Source organism: Comamonas koreensis (assembly GCF_021026195.1).
GTDB lineage: Bacteria > Pseudomonadota > Gammaproteobacteria > Burkholderiales > Burkholderiaceae_C > Comamonas > Comamonas koreensis.
In genome coordinates this window covers 662,402-681,099 of sequence record NZ_JAJNCT010000005.1, presented here as the reverse complement: position 1 = coordinate 681,099, position 18,698 = coordinate 662,402, and the positions used below count along the sequence as shown (strand labels likewise).

The following is an 18,698-nucleotide window of genomic DNA, read 5'->3' as shown; positions in this document are numbered from 1 at the left end:
CGGTGCAGGGTTTTTTAACGGTGCAGGCAAGGCCAGTGGACAGGCTTGAATCGACCAGTGCGAGCTGCCGGCGGACGCAAAAAAGGCGCTGCAGCTTTCGCTGCAGCGCCTTTTGGCGGGGCATCAGGGGCTCATCGCCAAGCCCTTCGGCCAGCCGTTCAAGCCAAGGTGCGCACCTTCGGCTCCCGGTCCCAGAAGCGCGTCTTTGCGCCCTTGATAAAGCCGGCCACATCCTTGGGGTCGAACACGCCTTCATCGGGCTTCACGCCAGCGGCATCCAGGATCAAATGCGTGGCCTTGCAGGCGGCAATCGCCTTCAGGTGCCCAAAGGCATCGCGGAACCAGTCTTGCGCGGCGCTGTCCTTGGCCAGCATCTCGCCCGATGCCATCGGGATGACAGAAGCCACGGCATCAAACTGTGCCGATGGCGCGCCTGCCAGTTGGGCGTCGGCGGCGATGTGCTTGCCGTCGCTCAAGGTCGCGCCGCCAATCTTGGGCGCGATGATCTTGACCATGGCCTTCTCGGCCAGGATGGCTTTTTGCAGCGCGGCCACGTTTTCGGCGTTGGAGCCATCATCCACCAGGATGGCGACGCAGCGGCCTTCCAGGGTCGGCTTCATGCGGTCGATGATGCGCAGCGCGGGGCTGGGCGGCAGGTCTTGCACCGGCACCGCAGGCTTGGCGGGCTTGGGCAGCGCCGCCAGGCCCAGGCCCTTGGCCACGCGCTTGCCCAGGTCGTTGTCAATCACCAGCAGGTGGGCGACCACGGCTTCACGCACATGGGGGGTCTGCACCTTGGACAGTTCAAACACCAGGGCGCTGGCGATATGCGCTTGCTCCACCTCGCTCTGGCTGGTGTAGAACAGCCGCGCCTGGCTGTAGTGGTCGGCAAAGCTTTCGGGGCGGATGCGGCTCTTGGCATCAGCCTCGGCCGGCTGGGCAAACGAGCGGAAGCCCTGGGCGCGCGATTCGCGGGGCGAGTTCGGGTCCAGGCTCGATGGCTCGTAGGCCACGCGGCCCTTGGGCACCTGGGTTTGCATATGGCCATCGCGCTGGGTGTGGGCAAACGGGCACTTGGGCGCATTCACGGGGATCTGCGTAAAGTTCGGCCCGCCCAGGCGCGACAGCTGCGTGTCCAGGTACGAGAACAAGCGGCCTTGCAGCAGCGGATCGTTGGAGAAATCAATGCCCGGCGGCACATTGGCCGGGCAGAACGCGACCTGCTCGGTCTCGGCGAAGAAGTTGTCAGGCCAGCGGTCCAAGGTGAAGCTGCCAATCTTCTTGAGCGGAATCACTTCTTCCGGAATGATCTTGGTCGGGTCCAGGTGGTCATAGGGCAGGGCATCGGCCTCTTCCTGGGTGAACAGCTGCACAAACAGATCCCAGGCGGGCGCATGGCCGGCTTCAATTGCCTCGAACAGGTCGCGGCGGTGGTAGTCGTTGTCGGCAGACTGCAGTTTGGCGGCCTCGTCCCAGACGGTGGACTGGATGCCCAGCTGGGGCCGCCAATGGAACTTCACAAAGGTGCTCTCGCCCTTGTCGTTGATGAGGCGAAAGCTGTGCACGCCAAAGCCTTCGATGGTGCGCAGGCTGCGTGGGATGGCGCGGTCGCTCATCGCCCACATGATCATGTGCATCGACTCGGGCATCAGCGAGATGAAATCCCAGAAAGTGTCATGCGCGCTGGCCGCTTGCGGAAAGCCACGGTCCGGCTCCATCTTGACGGCATGCACCAGGTCGGGGAACTTCATCGCATCCTGGATAAAGAACACCGGAATATTGTTGCCCACCAAGTCCCAGTTGCCTTCCTCGGTGTAGAGCTTGATCGCAAAGCCGCGCACATCACGCGGCGTATCGACCGAACCGGCGCCGCCCGCCACGGTGGACATGCGCACAAAGATCGGTACCTTCTTGCCCACTTCGGTCAGCACCTTGGCCGTTGTGTATTTCTTCAGCGAATCGCTCAGTTCAAAATAGCCATGCGCTGCCGTGCCGCGTGCGTGCACGATGCGCTCTGGAATGCGCTCGTGGTCAAAGTGCGTGATCTTTTCACGCAGCACAAAGTCTTCCAGCAAGGTCGGGCCGCGGTTATACGCGCGCAGCGAGTTCTGGTTGTCCGATACTGGAATGCCCTGCTGCGTTGTCATCACTGGGTGGCCGTCACCGGCCTGCTCATGGAGCTCGCCTGCGTTGCCTTGGGTATTTGCTGCGGACGAGGTCGATTTGCGAGTGGTCATCGTGGATCTCCGTGGGGGTTGGCGTAGTTGTGGGCCTAAGGGCTCAAGTCCTCTAGGATGGCAGCTGCACCACGCCGCGCTTGTAGGCGTTTGGAGCGCTTGGCTGTATGCGCACTCCGAGGTGCAGAAGCTGCGCGCTTTCTGCAGACATCAAAAAGACCGCTCGGTGAGCGGCCTTGGGGGGGGGCTTGGTTGCCCCGGTCCGTGCTTCTTAGTGGAAGAACAGTGCAATCAGAATGATGATCGGGATCGGCACGCCAATCAGCCAAAGCAAGATGGATCGCATGGTGTTTCCTTTCTAGGTCTGCCCGCAGGCAAAGGTTATGTTCAGGTGGAATGGATGGTCAGTTATGCGTCGCGCTGGCGGCCGCCAAAGGTGGCAGACAGGCTGCCCACAAAGGCACCAATCAGCAGCACCACAAACATCCACATCAGCGAATAAGCGGTGGCCTTGCGGGCTTGCTCAGCCGTTTGCTTGGCCTTGGCTTCCGCGTCTTGTGCGGCTTGCTTGGCCTTGTCGATCTGTTGCTTGACCTGGTCGTAGGTGGCCTGCACCTTCTTCTCGGACTCTTCCTGGCTCATGTCGGTGCGTTGTGCCACCAGGCGGCCCAGGTACTGGCGGTCGTCGTTCGACAGCGAGCCCGCTTGCAAGGAATGCATGAACACGCTGCTCATCTCGCTGGCATCATCAGCAGCGGAGCGGGCCTTTTGGGCAACGTTCTGCGCGCCGTCCTTCATGTCCTGCTTTTGCTGCTCGGTAGGGCCACCTTGGCGCAGCAGGCTGTTGATCCAGTAGTTCAGGTCTGAACCTGGCTCATTGGCCTTGCCGGCGGTCACTCCAGCAGCGCCGGTCAGCGCGGCAGAGGCGGCACCGCCGATCACACCAGTGGCACCACTGGCTGCACCGCCCACTACCTGGGCCGCACCGCTCACCACCGCACCAGCGGCCTTGGCCGTGCCGGAAATCGCGGCACCCGCCATCGAGCCGGCGATGGCCACCATCAGCATGGTTGCCAGCGCCCAGGACAGAAAGCCATGCGCGGTGTCGCGGAAGTACACCTCATCGGTGTGCAGGCCTTGCCACTTGGTGCGCAGGCGGCCAGCAATATAGCCACCCACGCCGGCCGAGGCCAGCTGCGTAAACGCCAGCCAGGCCACCGCGCCCCAGCCAATCGTCTCGCCATCTGCCCCACGGCCCGACCAGACCGAGACCGACGACAGGCCCAGGCCAATGCCCAGCATGAACAGCAACAACGACAGCACCGCAGCTGCCAAGGCGCCCGCAAAGATGGCGGCCCAGGAGACCGCACTTTCGCTGCTGCCCGCTAATGCGCGCGGCACTGCGCCGCCGGTGACGACGCGCTCTTCCTCTACATATGTGGTGACCATGGCTATTCCTTGTTAGATGACGCCTTTATTCTGCTTTTGGCCCCAAAAAAGTTTGTAGTCCAAACGCGGGCCAGACCGTGCGCGCTTCGCTGTTAGCGCCATCAGCCGATCTGCGCAAAGGCGCGCCAGGCTTGGGCTTTGGTGGGGTAGGGCGCAGAAATGCAGTGCGCATCTGAGAGCGGGAATGCAGAAAGCCGGCGATCAGCGAGGCGCCATCAATACACCGCAATCGGCGCGGTGCCTTCGCCAGCAAACAGCCAGGCATGCAGTGGTTGCACAGCCATAGGCCCCGAGCCGGTGAACTCCGAGAACGCCGGCAGGTTCAGGTAGGGCGCAGAGTAGGCGAGGCAGGGCAGTCGCTGGCGCAGCTGCGGCACGCGCATCGCAGGATGCACATGGCCGTGGATATTGAGTGCAAAGTGGTGCACGCCCGGGCCCATGGGCTCATGGCTCATCAGCACCTGGTGGCGGGCCAGGTGGGTGTGTACGTCGTCCAGCAGCAGGGCTTCGGTCTGCAGGTAACGGTCGTGGTTGCCCCGGGTGAGGGTAAAGCGGGTTTTGAGGTTGGCGCGCCGCAAGGTTTGCCAGAGCTGGAAGGTGTCTTCACCAATAAAGCGGCCATGCACAAAGTCGCCCAGAATCACCAGCTCCTGCGGCTGCCACTTTTGCAGAATCTGGTGCAGGCGGAACAGGTCCTGGCGCTGCACCTCCAGCGGCACGGCCACGCCCCGGCGGCGAAAGATATCGCTCTTGCCCAAGTGCAGGTCGGCAATGATCAGCAGGCTTTCCTGGGGCCAGAACAATGCGCGCTCGGTCAGCACCAAGAACTCCATGCCGGCGATGCTGGCCGCGACATGGTCTTGGGGCGATGGCGAAAGTTGGATGGGGGAGAAAAGCTGTGCCGATTGCTTACCTGCCATTAGTGGGTGTCCTGTGGTTGGGGCGCGCGCTGCGGGGTGCTGCGCTTGCCCTTGCGGGGGGCGGCCTGCTTGGGCGCCGCCTTGGTTGCGGCCTGGTTGAGGCTGCCGGGGAGGGACGCGCGCTGCGGTGGCGCGCCTGGTCGTGGGGCTTGTGGTGTTCGTGGCGCACGTGCTGAGCGTGATGCGCCTGATGAGGGCTCGCCCCTGGCCTGGCGCTCCTGCTGCTCGGCCATGCGCCGCACCTTGTCCTGCCAGGTCTCATTGCTGAGCTGGCCGCGAAAGCTCTCGGCCCACAGCCCGAACGAGAAGGGCGTGTGCCTGGCCGGAAAGCGCAAGGCCATCTGCCGCCCCGCAATGCTGGCCAGCAGCCTTTGCATCGTCGGCAGGTGCAGCTCCTGGTCCAGCGCCTCTTGCCGGGCCTGGCGCAGCAGCAAATGCTCAGGGTCGTACTTGCTCAGCACATCAAACAGCAGGCTGGCAGAGACCTGCAACTGCCTATCGCTGGCGCGGCTCTTTTTGCCCGGCACCTTGGATTGCACCAGGCCGGCAATCTGCGCAATCTCCTTGAAGCGCTTGCGTGCCAGCTCGCTGAAGTTGACCGCCGAGCGCAGATCGGTGTCGAGCCCGTCGAGCTTGAAGATCTCCGCCCAGTCCACTGCATTCGCATCGATGGGCAAGGTGGGCTGGATCATCAGCCCAATCTCATTGCAGGCCCAGGCAAAAGTATTGGCCTGCAGATGCGCCAGGCGCGTGGCTATCAGCACTGCCAGCCCCTCATGCGCCACCCGGCCAGCAAAGGGGTAGACAAACAGCGGCGCGGCCTTGGCGGCTTGGGTGTTGCCGACCTGCTCAATCAACAGCTGGGCCGCCCCCGGCACGAGCGAGCGCTGGCTTTGCAGCTGCAGCAGCGGCTGCAGCCACTGCAGTTCGCGGGCATGGGGTGCATCATCAGCGGCTGGGCTGGCAGCGGCGGTGCTCAGCAGCTGCTGCATGCGCTCACCCAGGGATGAGGACATCGGCATCAGCGAGCCTGCCCAGGCAGGGGTCAGCAAACCTACCTCAGCACTGCGGCGCACCCAGGCGGTTTGGTTCTCCAGCCGTACCAGCACCAGGCTCCGGCCGGCAAAGTTGAAGACATCGCCCGGGCTGAGTCTTGCAATAAACGCCTCTTCAACCGAGCCCAGCCGCGCGCCGCGCAGGTACTGCACATTGACGGCGCCGTGGGCGGTGATGGTGCCGATCGACATGCGGTGCATGCGCACCACGCCGGTATTGGCCGGCTGGCACAGGCCTTCGGCACAGTGCAGGCGCTCGTACTGCGGGTACTGCACCAGCGAATCGCTGCCATGCTCCAAAAACGCCAGCACCGCCTGCCACTGCGCATCGCTCAGCTCCCGAAAAGCCGCAGTGCGCCGCACCTCGGCCAGCAGCTCCGGCGGCCTGAACCCGCCCGCCAGCGCCGCGCTCATCGCATGCTGGCTCAGCACATCAAAGCACAGGCGCAGTGGCTCGCGCCGCTCATACACCTGGGCCTCGGCCAGCTCGCGCACGGCGGCAAACTCGGCCAGGTCCATCGCCTGGGTGGCAACGGCCTCTACATGCACGGCAGCGCCGGGCCGGTGCTTGGCACGGCCGGCGCGCTGCACCATGCGGGCGACAGAGCGGGCGCCGCCTATCTGGATCACGCGCTCCACTGCCGGGAAGTCCACCCCCAAATCCAAACTACTGGTCGCCACCACGCAGCGCAGGGTGCCTGCGCGCAAGCGCTGCTCCACCGACTGCCGCACGCCCTGGTCTAGCGAGCCATGGTGGATCGCCAGGGTCTCGGCATCTTCCGGCCAGATGCTCGCCAGCGCCGTGTGCCACAACTCGGCTTGCGCGCGGGTGTTGGTAAACACAATCGTGCTGGGGGCGCTGAACACCAGCTTGGCCACCTCGCCCAGATTGGCCAAGCCCAAATGCCCCGCCCAGGGCATGCGCGTGCCCAGCGGCGGCGTGATGCTGTGCAGATGAAAGGGCTTGGGCCGCATGTCCTGGATCAGCGCCGGCGCCTGCACCTGCCAGGCACTCAGCAGCACATCGCTGGCCTCTTGCAGATTGCCAATCGTCGCCGACAGGCCCCAGACCTGCGCCCCCGGTGCCAGCGCCTGGATGCGCGCCAGGTTCAGCTGCAGCAGCACCCCGCGCTTGCTGGGCAAGAGCTCATGCCACTCATCCACCACAATGCAGCGCAGCTGGCTGAACTGCTCGCGGCTGCGCTCATGGCTCAGCAGCAGCGCCAAGGATTCGGGCGTGATCACCACCAGCTGCGCCTTGCCGGTATCGGTGAGGCGTTTGTCGCGCGATGTGGCGTCGCCCGTGCGCATCGCCACTTGCCAGTGGGGCAACACGGCTGCTACTGGGCCGGTGATGCGTTCTCGGGTGTCGCTGGCCAGGGCACGCAGGGGCGTTACCCAGAGCATGCGCGGGCCATGGGCTGCGCGGGCTTCGGGCGTCTCGGCCTCGGCCATCGCCTGCATCAACGGGCCCCCCAGCGCTGCCAAGGTCTTGCCCCGGCCGGTGGGCGCCGATATCAAACCGCTGTGCCCATCTGCATACGCGCGCCAGGCCTGCTGCTGGAAGACGGCCGCACCAATGTCCTGCTCCTTCAGCCAGTCGCGCCAGCGCTTGGCCGCACGCTGCATTGCGCGGTCGCTGGGGGCTGTGCTGTGGTCCAGATCAGCCATCGGCCAACTCCAGCAAGGCGCTCAGCTGGTCGGCGTCTTGCGCGGTCTTGTCCTCGCGCCAGCGCAAGATGCGCGGAAAGCGCACCGCCACACCCGATTTGTGGCGGGTGGAGCGGTTCACGCCTTCAAAGGCAATCTCAAACACCAGGCTGGGGGTGACCGAGCGTACCGGCCCAAAGCGCTCTACGGTGTGGCTGCGGATCCATTTGTCCAGCCGCAAAATCTCCACATCGGTGAGGCCCGAATAAGCCTTGGCGACAGGCACCAGCGCATCGCCGCTCCACACGGCAAAGGTGTAGTCGGTGTGCAAGGTGCTGCGGCGGCCGCTGCCGCTTTGCGCATAAATCAGCACCGCGTCGATGCTGAACGGGTCCACCTTCCACTTCCACCAATCGCCCCGGCGCCGGCCTTCCTTGTAGGGGGAGGCCAGCGCCTTGAGCATCAGCCCCTCGGCGTTGTGCTCGGCAGCGGTGTTGCGCAGCGGCGGCAGCACATCCCAGCTCTCAAACGGCAGCTGGGGCGATATGTCCAGCGCGGGCAAGTCGGCATGGTGGATGATCCGCTCCAGCTTGATGCGGCGCTGCTCCAGCGGCTGGGCGCGCAGGTCTTCGCCATCACATTCCAGCAGGTCATAAAAAAGAATGCGCGCCGGCACGGTTTGCATCAGCTTGGCAGAGGGCTTGCGCTTTTGAATGCGGCTTTGCAGCGCGACAAAGCCGAGCGGCTTGTTCTGCTCATAATCCCAGGCCAGCAGCTCGCCATCGAGCACCATGTCGCGCGGCAGCAGTGCGGCGGCCGTCTCCAGCTCCGGAAAGCGGCCATCCAGCCGTTCCTCACCGCGCGACCACAGATAGGGCGCATGGCCTTGGCGCCGCACCAGCTGCACCCGTATGCCATCCCACTTCCATTCGGCCAGCCAGTCCATGGGGTCACCCAAAGCGTCTGGCTCTTGCGGCAAGGGGGAGGCGAGGTAAAAGGGGTAGGGCTTGTCCAGCAGCTGCGCGCTGGTTTCCGGGTCCATCAAGGCCTCATAGGCCTGGGCGCTGGGCAGCCATTCGCCCACCATGCGGTGCGCCATATCGGCGGCAGATATCCCTACCAGGGGCGCCAGGCTGTTTTGCAGGCTGCGCTTGTTAACGCCTGCGCGCAGCGATCCTGTCAACAGCTTGTTAAAGACCAGGCGCGAAGGCGTATCCAGCTGCTGCCAGGCCTGCTGTATCGCGCGCTTGCGCTGCTCGGCATCCGCTGCGACCAAGGGCAGCAAAAACTGCTCCGTCCATTCGTCCAGGCGGCTGTCGTTGTCGGGTGTTTTAAAGGTGGCGCCCAGTAAGCTGGCATGCCAGGGCGCATCGGCATCGGGGGCAATGGCTGTGCCGGGCGCAGCAGCCAGCTCCGGGTGGTTGGCGCCTTTCTTTTGCCAAGCCGCCACCAACAAAGACAATGTCTCCGCCAAATCGCCCACCTGGCGGTAGCTCTCTTCCACCAGCCATAGCGGCAGGGCAGTCAACTCGCTCACCCAGCTGCGCAGCTCGGTGGTAGTGGCCAGGCGGTTCTTGCCGGTGTTTACCTTGCCGCCGCTCAGCACATACACGGCCCAGGTCGCCTCGGCGGCTGTGGCGCCGGCAAAGTACTGCTGCAGGGCCAGCTCACGGTCGCGCGTGCCGGATGCCTCGTCCAGCAACTGGTACAGCGCCACAAAGCGGTTCATTCGGCCGCCTCCTCTTCATCGCCATAGGCGGTACGCAGGCGCTCCGCCTGTATGCCCAGACTCTGCAGGTAGGGGATCAGCGCATCGGTATTGCCATGGGTGGCCAGCACCCGCTGGGCGCCGCTTTCGGTAATGGTGTCGACGAGTTCCTGCCAATCGGCATGGTCCGATATGACAAAGCCGCGCTGCATATTGCGCCGTCGCCGGTTGCCGCGCAGCAGCATCCAGCCCGAGGCAAAGCCTTGCTCCACTTGCCGAAAGCGTTTGAGCCAGGCGGAATCTTGCGCAGACGGCGGGGCCAGCACCATGCGGCCGGCAAAGTCGGTATCGGTGGGCACATCGGCCACCATCTCGGTGGCGGCCAGCGCAATGCCCGCCTGCCGGTAAATATCGGTGCCGCGCGCCATCGCGCCATGCAGTAACACGGGCGCATCCAGCTTGCCAGCCAAGCCTGCCAGCACCCGCTGGGCCTTGCCCAGGCTGTAGGCATACAGCACCGCCGCCTTGCCTTGCTCCTTGCAATGCGCCACCCAGCGCTCGATGCGCTCCACCTCATGGGCCATCGTAGGCCAGGCGTACACCGGGTAGGCAAAGGTCGCCTCGCAAATCAGGGTGTCGCAGCGCAGCAGCTCAAAAGCCTCGCAGGTGGGATCCGGCTCTCGCTTGAAGTCGCCCGTAAACACCCACACCGCATCGCCGTGCTGCACCCGCACCTGGGCCGAGCCAAGGATATGCCCCGCCGGGTGCAGCGACACCTGCACCTCCCCCATCGTGATCGTCTGCCCAAACGGCAGCGCATGGATGTTCTGCTCCCCGAGCCGCCAGCGCAGTATTGGCTCGCTGGTTGTGCTGCAGTAGTACTCGCCCATCCCGATGTGGGCATGGTCCGAGTGCCCGTGCGTGACGAACGTGCGGTGCACGGGCTTCCAGGCATCAATAAAAAAATCCCCAGCCGCGCAGTACAGACCTTTGTCGGTCAAGGTGATGACGTCAGCGGGAGGGGCGTTGGCAGATGCAGAAGCAGCGAGCATGGGCAAATTCTGCGGCTGCGGGGGAGGGGGGGGCGTCAGAGTTTGCCTTGTTGGGGTGAGGGAGGGAGTTAAATCAATCCATCCTGTCGTCAAGCTTTGTCTCTGCAAGAATATATATTTAATCTAATTTTTGTTAAATTATGATTTTAATGAAATATATTATTTGCATAACCCTGGAAGCTGTCTAAACAAAGTGAAGTTCAATTTTATCATCATCCTTCCAGTGGTGTTCCTCAAGAGGAGTGCAATTATGGCGTATTGCTTTTTGTAGCCGTTTAGAATCTTGATGTTCAAGTATTCTTTTCCAGCTTTCTGGATACATTTGACGCATTACAAATAATGAAAAAGATGTTGATGTTAGTCTTTTGGAGAAGCTTAGTCTGATGTCATTGTCTAATCCTATATGAATATGACTAACAGGATGTATTCCACAGTTATAGCCTTTTTCGTCATAATCGTACCTTATTGGGGTTATATTAGATTTTTGCGTCGCTGTGTCCATAACCATTTGATAATCTTCTTTAAGAGTATCTACGGTTTTTGAATTAAATGGTAGATCAAGATCTTTAATAAATTCTCGTTGCGTCGGTATTTCTAGGGGGCATTGTAAAAATGCGAATGAATCAGAATTAGGTGTTGAGCTAAATGTCAAAAACGAATGATCTTCTAAGAGAATATGGTACCACTGATTTGCGATTGATATTTTCCAACGCTCTAGATATGGTAGCTCGCGCAGTTGTTGAATAATATCTTTAGTCAGTAAAAAATTTGGTGCTCCGTATTCCATTATCGGCCATTTTGCGGCCCTTGCAAAGGCTTGTATATTATGCTTGTGCATTTATTTTAAGCGTTTTTGTATTCTTTTATTTGCTTGCATTTGTCGAAGTTTCCTTCGTAAAATGCGCTCCATTTCATCAGGGTCTAACCCTTTGCCTAACCTGTCTATTTCATCATTCACATCATCTGGATCAACTTCAACCAAATCCCGCTTCATGTAAACAAGCTGTTCAGGTGTTGGATATGTGAAAATAAGATTAGGGAAATTTTCTTTAGCTGCTTTTAGTTCTTCGGCAAACAATTTGGCAGGAATTCCCACGCCTGTTATATAAAGCCAACCTTTTGCGCGAGTCATGGCCGTGAATGCTCTGTTTCTGTCTCGGGGGGATGGTTCGAAGAATATTCCATCTATACCTACTATGTATACGGAATAAGCTTCATTTCCTTTGGCTTTGTAAATCGTTGATAATGTAATGGCGCCTTCTTGTTGAAAATCACGAATTGTGTAAGAGTCATCTTGCAGGTTATTGCAATTGATCCCCGCTTCTTGAAGCGTAGATCTCAATAGCTTAAAATACGATCCCGCATTTCGATCATCGGCGCAGATGATTAATATATCTTCTGGAGAAACTCCTTCGGTAAATATCTCGGAAACTACTTTTTCCACCACATGATTAACCTCGGTGGACATATCATTTAGAACAGTGCAGGTTATTATTTCATCAATGGAATTGGTCTTGCTCACTGAGGATGGTGAATTTTCTTCTGGCCTCATGATCTGAGTTTGCGTTCCCGGAGTCAGATTTCCAATTACTGTATACCCGAAATCTTGCCAATGATCTGCAGATTCAAGAATTTGAGCTATTTGCCTTCCATATATTCCAAAACCTATCGCATGAGCGCAAACTAGGATTTCTCGAGGGTTTCTGTAGCATTTATGAAGAATAATATCCTCATCAAACATAAGATCTCCGCTGCCGTCAGTCGGTATTGCAAAAAGATTTGCTGCAGTCGGGACATCAACATCGAAAATGGTTTGAAATACATCGTATGCGATAACTAATTTTTCTTCCCGTGCTAAACGTAATGCTAGCTGCATAAATGAGGGTGGAAAATCTTGTGCTTCATCTACGAAAACATAGTCGTATACGGATTCTACAGCTGGATCGGATAGTAGTACTTGGCACACATAGCCGAATGGCTGCTGGCGAGATGCACTGACTGCTTGCGAGTAGCTGATAGGTTGATGGCCGAATCTTTGAGCGGCTCTATAATAGAATCCATCTGCACTTGCACCTCCCCATGCATGAAGCACTTGTAAGCGGCTCCAATCGGGGTCTCTGTCTTCATGCATGCGGTAAAATCTAGTAATCAATTGGCGGATGTGTTGATACAGACTTTTTGTATAAAAAGTGACCGCTATTTTAGCCTCGGGTTCTCTGATTGCTGTTAAGGCAGCCTTTAAAGCTAGTACTACCGTTTTACCAGAGCCTGCCAAACCTCGGATTCGCTGTAAACCAGCGACCTCTGTCATATATGCAACCCGCTGATCTCTGTCGAATCGACGGATTTCCTCCTCAAGGCTAGCGATAGTTGCTATTCGAGATGTACTTGAAAAGGATTCAATGTTTCTTTCCTTTGCCCTAACTAAAGCCTTGGATCCATCCAGAACTGATAAAATCTCTTCAAATGCATCAGCTTCAATTTCATCGCCGATTAACTTTTCAAATCTTTCGTTGAGTTGTTGAAGTCCTACAGCTATATCATCATCTGGTGTGCCTTCTGGGATCCATACAAATGCATCGACTTGAAATTTTAGTTTTGCCCTCCCGGTTCTAAGTCGAGGGTATTTAATTAGGCGAGCGAATATTTGATTGAATGCTCCATCAAGACGCTGTATGTCCGAGCTAACTCCATTTGGCGCGGTAGTAATTAATATGACTCCATGCTTTGGGCTGGCCACGACAAGCTCCGCTACAAGCAGTTTTTCTTCTTCTCTGAATAGAGGGAAATTATAAAATACTACTGCATTGTTTAAACTTAATTGGTTTTGCGAAGCTTGCAAATGCTCGATTATTTGTTTGGCAGATGCATCAGCACGAAGTGCTGATTCCTTGGGTAAAATCTGCAAGGGCATATTTTTAATTCCTAAAATTTTATGGCTGACTCTGCTCGGTGCGCATTTCAATTTTCGTTCGGTAAATAATTTACACCAATTTGGCGATATCTGATCGAAGGCGTTTATAAAAACTTATCTGGGAGGATCTTGCTGGGTGTCCCATCAACTTGGTGGCGTCAGCAACACCCGAGCCAACCTCTCCCCATCCTGCCGCCAAAACGCCGGATCCGCCTGCCGGATCCGGTCAATCGCGTTATTCATATGCGCAGTCGCTGCCGCCCGCGCAGCCGCCGGGTCGCCCGCCTCAATCGCCTCCACAATCCGCGCATGCTCTTGCGTCACGGCAGCCGCAAAGTCCTGCCGCCGCGCCTCATTGGCGCGGGTGATGCGCGTGGCGCCCGCCAACACCTGCGACAGGTAATCCAAGGTACTCAGCAGAAACGGGTTGCCGGAGGCCTGGGCGATGACGCGGTGCAGGGCGACGTCTTCGGCCACGCCGTCTTTGCCGTCGGCCACCGCTTTGGCCAAGGCCTTGACGCCAGTGCGGATGCGGCGCAGATCGGCGGTGCTGCGGCGGGCTGCTGCTAGTTCTGCCACTTCGGCTTCTAACGCGCGGCGCACTTCTACGATTTGGATGACGGCCTCTTGCGAGGCGGCATGGCCTTTCTCCAGGTCCAGCGGTTCGGCCCGGGGCGCTTGCACGAAGACGCCGCTACCTTGGCGGGAGGCGACCAGCCCGCTGGATTTGAGGCGGGACAGCGCCTCGCGCACCACTGTGCGGCTCACGCCAAACTGCGCCACCAACAACAGCTCTGTGGGCAGGCGGTCGCCCGGTTGCATTTGCCCTTGCCGAATGCTGGCTTCCAGCGCCTGGGCCACTTGGTCGGCGAGGGAGTTGGCGGCCTTGACGGGCGTGAAGGAGATCGGCATGCGTGGGCAGGGGAGCAGGTTGTGGGGAGTGGGCGCTGGCTGCTGCCAGGCCGCAAGATGGCGCTTACTGTACTCCAGCCCAGGGGCGCTGCCTGCGCCTTAGGCGCAATGGATGGCTATGCCGGGTTTTTGACCAAACGGCGGGCTGCTGTAGATGTGGTGGGTGCATCTGCCGCAGCGGGGCGATCTGCTTGTTGCCGGCCTGCATATGCCAGCACGCAAACGCCAAAAGCCGCAGGCCCTTATCGGCAGCCTGCAGCGGGGTGCCTGGTGGCTACAGCCCTGCGTGCTTTGCAGCGGCTGCGGCCCCATCAGCAGATGCCAGCCTTATTGAGGCAGCAGTACCTTGTCGATCACATGGATCACGCCATTCGATTGGTAGACATCGGGGATCGTGACGGTGGCGGTGCCGCCTTTCTCGTCGGTCAGCGTGACCTTGCCGCCCTGGGCCTTGGCGACCAGGGTGCCACCGCTCACGGTCTTGATGCTGGCCATGCCGCCGCCGTCCTTGATCATCTTGCTGATCGCGGCGGCGTCCCACTTGCCGGCGACGACGTGGTAGGTCAGCACGGTAGTCAGCGTGCCCTTGTTCTCGGGCTTGAGCAGGTTGTCTACGGTGCCGGCAGGCAGGGCCGCAAAGGCAGCATTGGTGGGGGCAAACACGGTGAAGGGGCCTGGGCCCTTAAGGGTCTCTACCAGGCCGGCTGCCTTGACGGCTGCCACCAGGGTGGTGTGGTCCTTGGAGTTGACGGCATTGTCGATGATGTCCTTGGTGGGCAGCATGGGCGCGCCGCCCACCATCACGTCTTTGGCGATTGCGGCCATGGACGTGCTTGCGACCATGAAAGCCATGCCATAAGAGACCAGTTTGCGCGTACTTTGGATCGAGGCCATGAGATGCTCCTTGCGTGTGGATGAACAGCCGAAAAACGTTGCGGCTGCTTGGAATACGCAGCGGATGGCGCACTGGATTCAACAAATGTGGAAACGCTTATAAAGAGGGAGCGAAGAGGGAGTGCAGGGGAGCGATGCAGGCAGCGAAAATTTTTTTGCATCCACTGCATCCATTCCAGCAACTGGCGACTAGTACTACTAACAGCACATTAATTAGCGCTGTTTTCACTCTCGTCCTGTCCCCCTAACTTAGGAGAACTCGTATGTTGACCTCTCGCACAGCTCCCCGTATCGCCGCCATCGCCACCGCAGTGGCCTCCCTCGGCCTGCTCACCGCCTGCGGCTCGATGCATAAAAAGGACATGGCTTTCTCGCAGGCTTCGCTGCCAGCAGAAATCCAGGTGCCAGCCGGCCACAAGGTGGCCTGGGAGACAGTGGGTAGCGGTGACATCACCTACGAATGCCGCGACAAGGCCAATGCCCCCGGCCAGACCGAGTGGGTGTTTGTGGGCCCGGATGCCGTACTGAAGGACCGCGCTGGCAAGACGGTGGGCCGCTACTATGGCCCACCCGCTACCTGGGAAGCGAATGATGGCTCCAAGCTGACGGCAACCCAGCTGGCCGTGGCGCCATCGGGTGCCGGCAATCTGCCCTACCAGCTGGTGAAGGCCAACCCGGCCACCGGCAGTGGCGCGTTGGTAGGCGTGAGCCATATCCAGCGCGTGGCATTGAAGGGCGGCGTGGCGCCCGCAGACAAGCCTTGCACCGCTGCGCAGAAGGGCCAGAAGGCCGTGGTGCAGTACCAGGCGGATTACATCTTCTGGAAGCCTGTGTAAATTTTTGTTTTCTAGCGGCTACACTGGAAGAAGGACGTCTTGCTCCTTCTTCCCCCTAAATCTACATGCCGCCAGCCGCTTTTGTGACCGACGACAGTTTTGACCATGCCTTGGCGCTAGAAGCTTGCGCGCGTGGCGACCGCCATGCGCTGCAGCGTATCTACGAGCATGAATCGCGTTATCTGCTGGGGGTGGCCTTGCGCATAGTGCGCAACCGCGCCGCAGCCGAGGATGTGCTGCACGATGCCTTTGTGGCGATCTGGAGCAAGGCGCACAGTTTTGATGCGGCGCGTGGTGCGGCTAGAGGCTGGATCTATAGCATTGTTCGGCATGCCGCATTGAACCGGGTGCGCAGCAGCGCCCGCGAGACTGCGCTGGATGAGCCGGCCGCCGCAGCGCATGAAGCCAGCGCCGCAATGGCCGCCTGGCAGGAAGAGGGTGATGCGCTGAGCCGCCAGGCGCAGCTGGGCCGCCTGGGCCAGTGCCTGGAAGGGCTGGAGCCGCAGCGCCGTGAATGCCTGCTGCATGCCTATGTGGATGGCTGCAGCCACAGTGAGATTGCAGCGCGGGTGCAGGCCCCGCTGGGAACCGTCAAAGCCTGGATACAGCGGGGCCTGCGTGCCCTGCGGGAATGCATGCAATGAGCGCCGATACCCCCAATACCTTGCCGCCTGATGGCGACAGCCCCGACGACCTGCGGACCCTGGCCGGCCAGTATGTGCTGGGCACGCAGGATGCCGCGCAACGCCGCGCGATTGAAGAACGCCTGCCGCAGGATGCGGCGCTACGCGCCGCCGTGGATGCCTGGGAGCAGCGCCTGCAGCCCTTGACCCGTCTGGCCCCACCGCAAGAGCCGAGCATAGCCCTGTGGCCGCGCATTGCCGCCAGCCTGTGGCCAGCGGCCGAGCCGCAACGGGCTGCCGCTGCAGCGCCGCGCCGTTGGTGGGATTGGGACAGCCTGGCGCTGTGGCGCGGTCTGGCAGGCAGCGGTTTTGCGGCTGCTGCGGTGCTGGCCGGTGTGCTGGTGCTGGGCCCCGCCCCCGCACCTGGCCCGGCCCGCTACTTTGTGGTGCTGGCCGCGCCGCAAAGCCAAGCCCCTGGCTGGCTGGTGCAGGCGCAGGCTGCGGACCGTTTGCGCTTGGTGCCGCTGGGCAGCGATGTAGTGCCGGCCGAGAAATCCTTGCAGTTCTGGACCAAGGCCGATGGCTGGAGCGCCCCGGTGTCGCTGGGCCTCGTCAAACCGGGTGAGGCGATTGAGGTGCCCGTCGACAAGCTGCCACCGCTGCAGCCCAACCAGCTGTTTGAGCTGACCTTGGAGCCCGCAGGGGGATCGCCGATCGGCAAGCCGACCGGGCCGATCCAGTTCATTGGCCGGGCGGTACAAATCTAGCGCGCATCTTTTTTTCAAAGCACAAAGGGGCCCGTTTATGGAACGGGCCCCTTTGTTTTGGTGGCTGTGATTCAGCCCGAGGGCCGCAATCCGCTTTAGTGGTTGTTGGCGCCTCGGTGCGCCCAGGCCGTGGTGCGCTTTTCTACCAAGCTGAACAGCTCATACATCACCATCGCCATCGCGCCCACCACCAAGAGGCCCGCAAAGGCCAGGCCCATTTGCATCGACGAGCCGGCGGAGATCAGCAGGTAGCCAATGCCTTCGTTGGCGGCGGTCATCTCGGACACGGTGGTGCCGACAAAGGCCAGGGTGATGGCGACCTTGAGCGAGCCGTAGAAGTAGGGCAGTGAGCGGGGCAGGCCGACTTTGATCAACACATCCCAGCGCTTGGCGCCGAGCACGCGCAAGACGTCTTCCAGTTCGGGCTCCAACGTGGCCAGGCCGGTGGCGATGTTGACCATGATGGGGAAGAAGCTGATCAGGAATGCGGTGAGGATGGCCGGGCCAATGCCGATGCCGAACCAGACCACGAGGATGGGCACAAAGGCGGCCTTGGGCAGCGCGTTGAAGGCGGTCATCAGCGGGTAGACGGCGGCATAGGCCAGGCGCGAGCTGCCAATCAAAAAGCCCAGCAAAACACCGACGACGATGGCCACGCCAAAGCCGGCCATCGTCACCCAGAAGGTGCGCCAGGCGTGCGCGGCGATAACGGCGTGGAACTCCAGAAACTGCTGCCAGATGAGCAAGGGGCTGGGGAAGATGAACTCCGACACCTGGAAGGCCGAGCAGATGATTTGCCAGACGATGACCACGGCGGCCAGCAGCAGCCAGGGCGACCAGCGTTCGAGCTTGGGGTTGTTGAGCTTGTACATAGGGGGGGCCTGGGCGCTTACTGGTTGATCACGGTGCCGGTCTTGCGCATGGCGCCGATGTGGCCGCGCAGCTCATGCACGATGTCGCTGAACTCCTTGGTGTAGGTCAGCTCCAGATCGCGCGGGCGGGGGATGTCGATATCGCGGCGCACCACAAAGCGGCCGGGGCTCTTGCTCATCACATAGATGGAGTCGGCCAGGAAGACGGATTCGCGCAGGTCATGCGTGACGAGGATGACGTTGAACTGTTGCTCGGCATGCAGATCGCGCAGGATGCACCAGAGCTCTTCGCGGGTGAAGGCATCGAGGGCACCAAAGGGCTCGTCAAGCAGCAGCATCTTGGGCTCATGGATCAGCGCGCGGCAGATGCTGGCGCGCTGCTGCATGCCGCCTGACAGCTCCCAGGGGAACTTGTCCTCATAGCCCGCCAGGCCGACCTTTTGCAGCAGGCGGCGGGCGCGCTCTTCGTACTCCTGGCGCCGGGCCTTGAACTGGCTGCGGTGGGGCTCGACGATCTCCAGCGGCAGCAGCACATTGTCGACCGTGGTGCGCCAGGGCAAGAGCGATGGCGACTGGAAGGCCATGCCCGATATCTTGAGCGGGCCGGTGACGGGCTGGCCATCGATGCGGATCTTGCCGATGCTGGGCATGCGCAGGCCGGTGGCCAGCTTCATGAACGTGGATTTGCCGCAGCCCGAGGGGCCGACGATGGCGATGAACTCGCCACGGCGCACTTGCAGGTCAATGGCTTCGACGGCGAACTGGTTCTTGGCCTGCAACTCGTCGTTGTAAGCCAGCCAGACATCGCGAAACTCAACAAAGGCAGGGTCTTGGAGGGAGGCCGTCATAGGGTGCAATCGTCTTCAAAA

General features: G+C 60.4%; 15 protein-coding genes. 3 read left to right on the top strand and 12 right to left on the bottom strand.

What is annotated here, in order from left to right; translation table 11 throughout:
• Positions 1–158 precede the first annotated feature (158 nt).
• The 10 genes from LPW39_RS05350 to LPW39_RS05305 all read right to left on the bottom strand — a co-directional run bounded on the left by LPW39_RS05350 (position 159) and on the right by LPW39_RS05305 (position 14,731).
• Entirely contained in the window at positions 159–2,237 is a 2,079-nt protein-coding gene (locus LPW39_RS05350) for a catalase (protein ID WP_230771938.1), read from the bottom strand.
• Between the two features lie 348 nt (positions 2,238–2,585).
• On the bottom strand, positions 2,586–3,626 hold the full coding sequence (locus LPW39_RS05345; RefSeq protein ID WP_230771936.1) for a hypothetical protein: 1,041 nt from the start codon (positions 3,624–3,626) through the stop codon (positions 2,586–2,588).
• A 215-nt stretch (positions 3,627–3,841) separates the two neighbouring features.
• A complete protein-coding gene (gene pdeM / locus LPW39_RS05340) occupies positions 3,842–4,546 on the bottom strand; it encodes a ligase-associated DNA damage response endonuclease PdeM (RefSeq protein ID WP_230771934.1) in 705 nt (234 codons plus the stop codon).
• A complete protein-coding gene (locus LPW39_RS05335; protein ID WP_230771932.1) occupies positions 4,546–7,272 on the bottom strand; it encodes a ligase-associated DNA damage response DEXH box helicase in 2,727 nt (908 codons plus the stop codon). The genes pdeM and LPW39_RS05335 overlap by 1 nt, the downstream gene beginning before the upstream one ends.
• The gene (locus LPW39_RS05330; protein ID WP_230771931.1) at positions 7,265–8,980 is read right to left on the bottom strand and encodes an ATP-dependent DNA ligase; all 1,716 of its coding nucleotides are present in this window, start codon (positions 8,978–8,980) and stop codon (positions 7,265–7,267) included. The genes LPW39_RS05335 and LPW39_RS05330 overlap by 8 nt, the downstream gene beginning before the upstream one ends.
• Positions 8,977–10,011: a ligase-associated DNA damage response exonuclease gene (locus LPW39_RS05325; protein WP_230771929.1), complete on the bottom strand. Its 1,035-nt coding sequence runs from the start codon at positions 10,009–10,011 to the stop codon at positions 8,977–8,979. The genes LPW39_RS05330 and LPW39_RS05325 overlap by 4 nt, the downstream gene beginning before the upstream one ends.
• A 184-nt stretch (positions 10,012–10,195) precedes the next feature.
• Entirely contained in the window at positions 10,196–10,849 is a 654-nt protein-coding gene (locus LPW39_RS05320; RefSeq protein WP_230771927.1) for a DUF2290 domain-containing protein, read from the bottom strand.
• Complete coding sequence (locus LPW39_RS05315) at positions 10,850–12,925, bottom strand: DEAD/DEAH box helicase (RefSeq protein ID WP_230771925.1); 2,076 nt, start codon at positions 12,923–12,925, stop codon at positions 10,850–10,852. It lies immediately after the preceding gene.
• 144 nt (positions 12,926–13,069) lie between these two features.
• Positions 13,070–13,837, bottom strand: a complete 768-nt coding sequence (locus LPW39_RS05310) for a FadR/GntR family transcriptional regulator (protein WP_230771924.1) — start codon at positions 13,835–13,837, stop codon at positions 13,070–13,072.
• A gap of 327 nt (positions 13,838–14,164) precedes the next feature.
• Positions 14,165–14,731 carry a fasciclin domain-containing protein gene (locus LPW39_RS05305; RefSeq protein WP_230771922.1) on the bottom strand — a complete coding sequence of 189 codons (567 nt, stop codon included), beginning with the start codon at positions 14,729–14,731 and terminating at the stop codon, positions 14,165–14,167.
• Between the two features lie 263 nt (positions 14,732–14,994).
• On the opposite strand from LPW39_RS05305, the gene LPW39_RS05300 reads away from it, so the two are divergent.
• From LPW39_RS05300 to LPW39_RS05290, 3 genes are all read left to right on the top strand, one after another.
• Positions 14,995–15,567, top strand: a complete 573-nt coding sequence (locus LPW39_RS05300) for a DUF3455 domain-containing protein (protein ID WP_230771920.1) — start codon at positions 14,995–14,997, stop codon at positions 15,565–15,567.
• 65 nt (positions 15,568–15,632) lie between these two features.
• Complete coding sequence (locus LPW39_RS05295; RefSeq protein WP_230771918.1) at positions 15,633–16,211, top strand: sigma-70 family RNA polymerase sigma factor; 579 nt, start codon at positions 15,633–15,635, stop codon at positions 16,209–16,211.
• Positions 16,208–16,957 (top strand): anti-sigma factor, encoded by a 750-nt coding sequence (locus LPW39_RS05290; RefSeq protein ID WP_230771916.1) that lies wholly within the window; start codon positions 16,208–16,210, stop codon positions 16,955–16,957. Before LPW39_RS05295 ends, LPW39_RS05290 begins: the two co-directional genes overlap by 4 nt.
• A gap of 95 nt (positions 16,958–17,052) precedes the next feature.
• Here LPW39_RS05290 and LPW39_RS05285 read toward each other — a convergent pair whose 3' ends face one another.
• Positions 17,053–17,829: an ABC transporter permease gene (locus tag LPW39_RS05285; protein ID WP_021027057.1), complete on the bottom strand. Its 777-nt coding sequence runs from the start codon at positions 17,827–17,829 to the stop codon at positions 17,053–17,055.
• Between the two features lie 17 nt (positions 17,830–17,846).
• On the bottom strand, positions 17,847–18,677 hold the full coding sequence (locus LPW39_RS05280; protein ID WP_021027056.1) for an ABC transporter ATP-binding protein: 831 nt from the start codon (positions 18,675–18,677) through the stop codon (positions 17,847–17,849).
• Between the last annotated feature and the right edge of the window lie 21 nt (positions 18,678–18,698).

Coding starts and splice junctions, on each gene's coding strand:
- LPW39_RS05320 (WP_230771927.1), bottom strand. CDS start 10,849: ATGCACAAGCATAATATACAAGCCTTTGCAAGGGCCGCAAAATGGCCG.
- LPW39_RS05335 (WP_230771932.1), bottom strand. CDS start 7,272: ATGGCTGATCTGGACCACAGCACAGCCCCCAGCGACCGCGCAATGCAG.
- LPW39_RS05280 (WP_021027056.1), bottom strand. CDS start 18,677: ATGACGGCCTCCCTCCAAGACCCTGCCTTTGTTGAGTTTCGCGATGTC.
- LPW39_RS05290 (WP_230771916.1), top strand. CDS start 16,208: ATGAGCGCCGATACCCCCAATACCTTGCCGCCTGATGGCGACAGCCCC.
- LPW39_RS05315 (WP_230771925.1), bottom strand. CDS start 12,925: ATGCCCTTGCAGATTTTACCCAAGGAATCAGCACTTCGTGCTGATGCA.
- LPW39_RS05305 (WP_230771922.1), bottom strand. CDS start 14,731: ATGGCCTCGATCCAAAGTACGCGCAAACTGGTCTCTTATGGCATGGCT.
- LPW39_RS05325 (WP_230771929.1), bottom strand. CDS start 10,011: ATGCTCGCTGCTTCTGCATCTGCCAACGCCCCTCCCGCTGACGTCATC.
- LPW39_RS05330 (WP_230771931.1), bottom strand. CDS start 8,980: ATGAACCGCTTTGTGGCGCTGTACCAGTTGCTGGACGAGGCATCCGGC.
- LPW39_RS05310 (WP_230771924.1), bottom strand. CDS start 13,837: ATGCCGATCTCCTTCACGCCCGTCAAGGCCGCCAACTCCCTCGCCGAC.
- LPW39_RS05295 (WP_230771918.1), top strand. CDS start 15,633: ATGCCGCCAGCCGCTTTTGTGACCGACGACAGTTTTGACCATGCCTTG.
- LPW39_RS05285 (WP_021027057.1), bottom strand. CDS start 17,829: ATGTACAAGCTCAACAACCCCAAGCTCGAACGCTGGTCGCCCTGGCTG.
- LPW39_RS05300 (WP_230771920.1), top strand. CDS start 14,995: ATGTTGACCTCTCGCACAGCTCCCCGTATCGCCGCCATCGCCACCGCA.
- LPW39_RS05350 (WP_230771938.1), bottom strand. CDS start 2,237: ATGACCACTCGCAAATCGACCTCGTCCGCAGCAAATACCCAAGGCAAC.
- pdeM (WP_230771934.1), bottom strand. CDS start 4,546: ATGGCAGGTAAGCAATCGGCACAGCTTTTCTCCCCCATCCAACTTTCG.
- LPW39_RS05345 (WP_230771936.1), bottom strand. CDS start 3,626: ATGGTCACCACATATGTAGAGGAAGAGCGCGTCGTCACCGGCGGCGCA.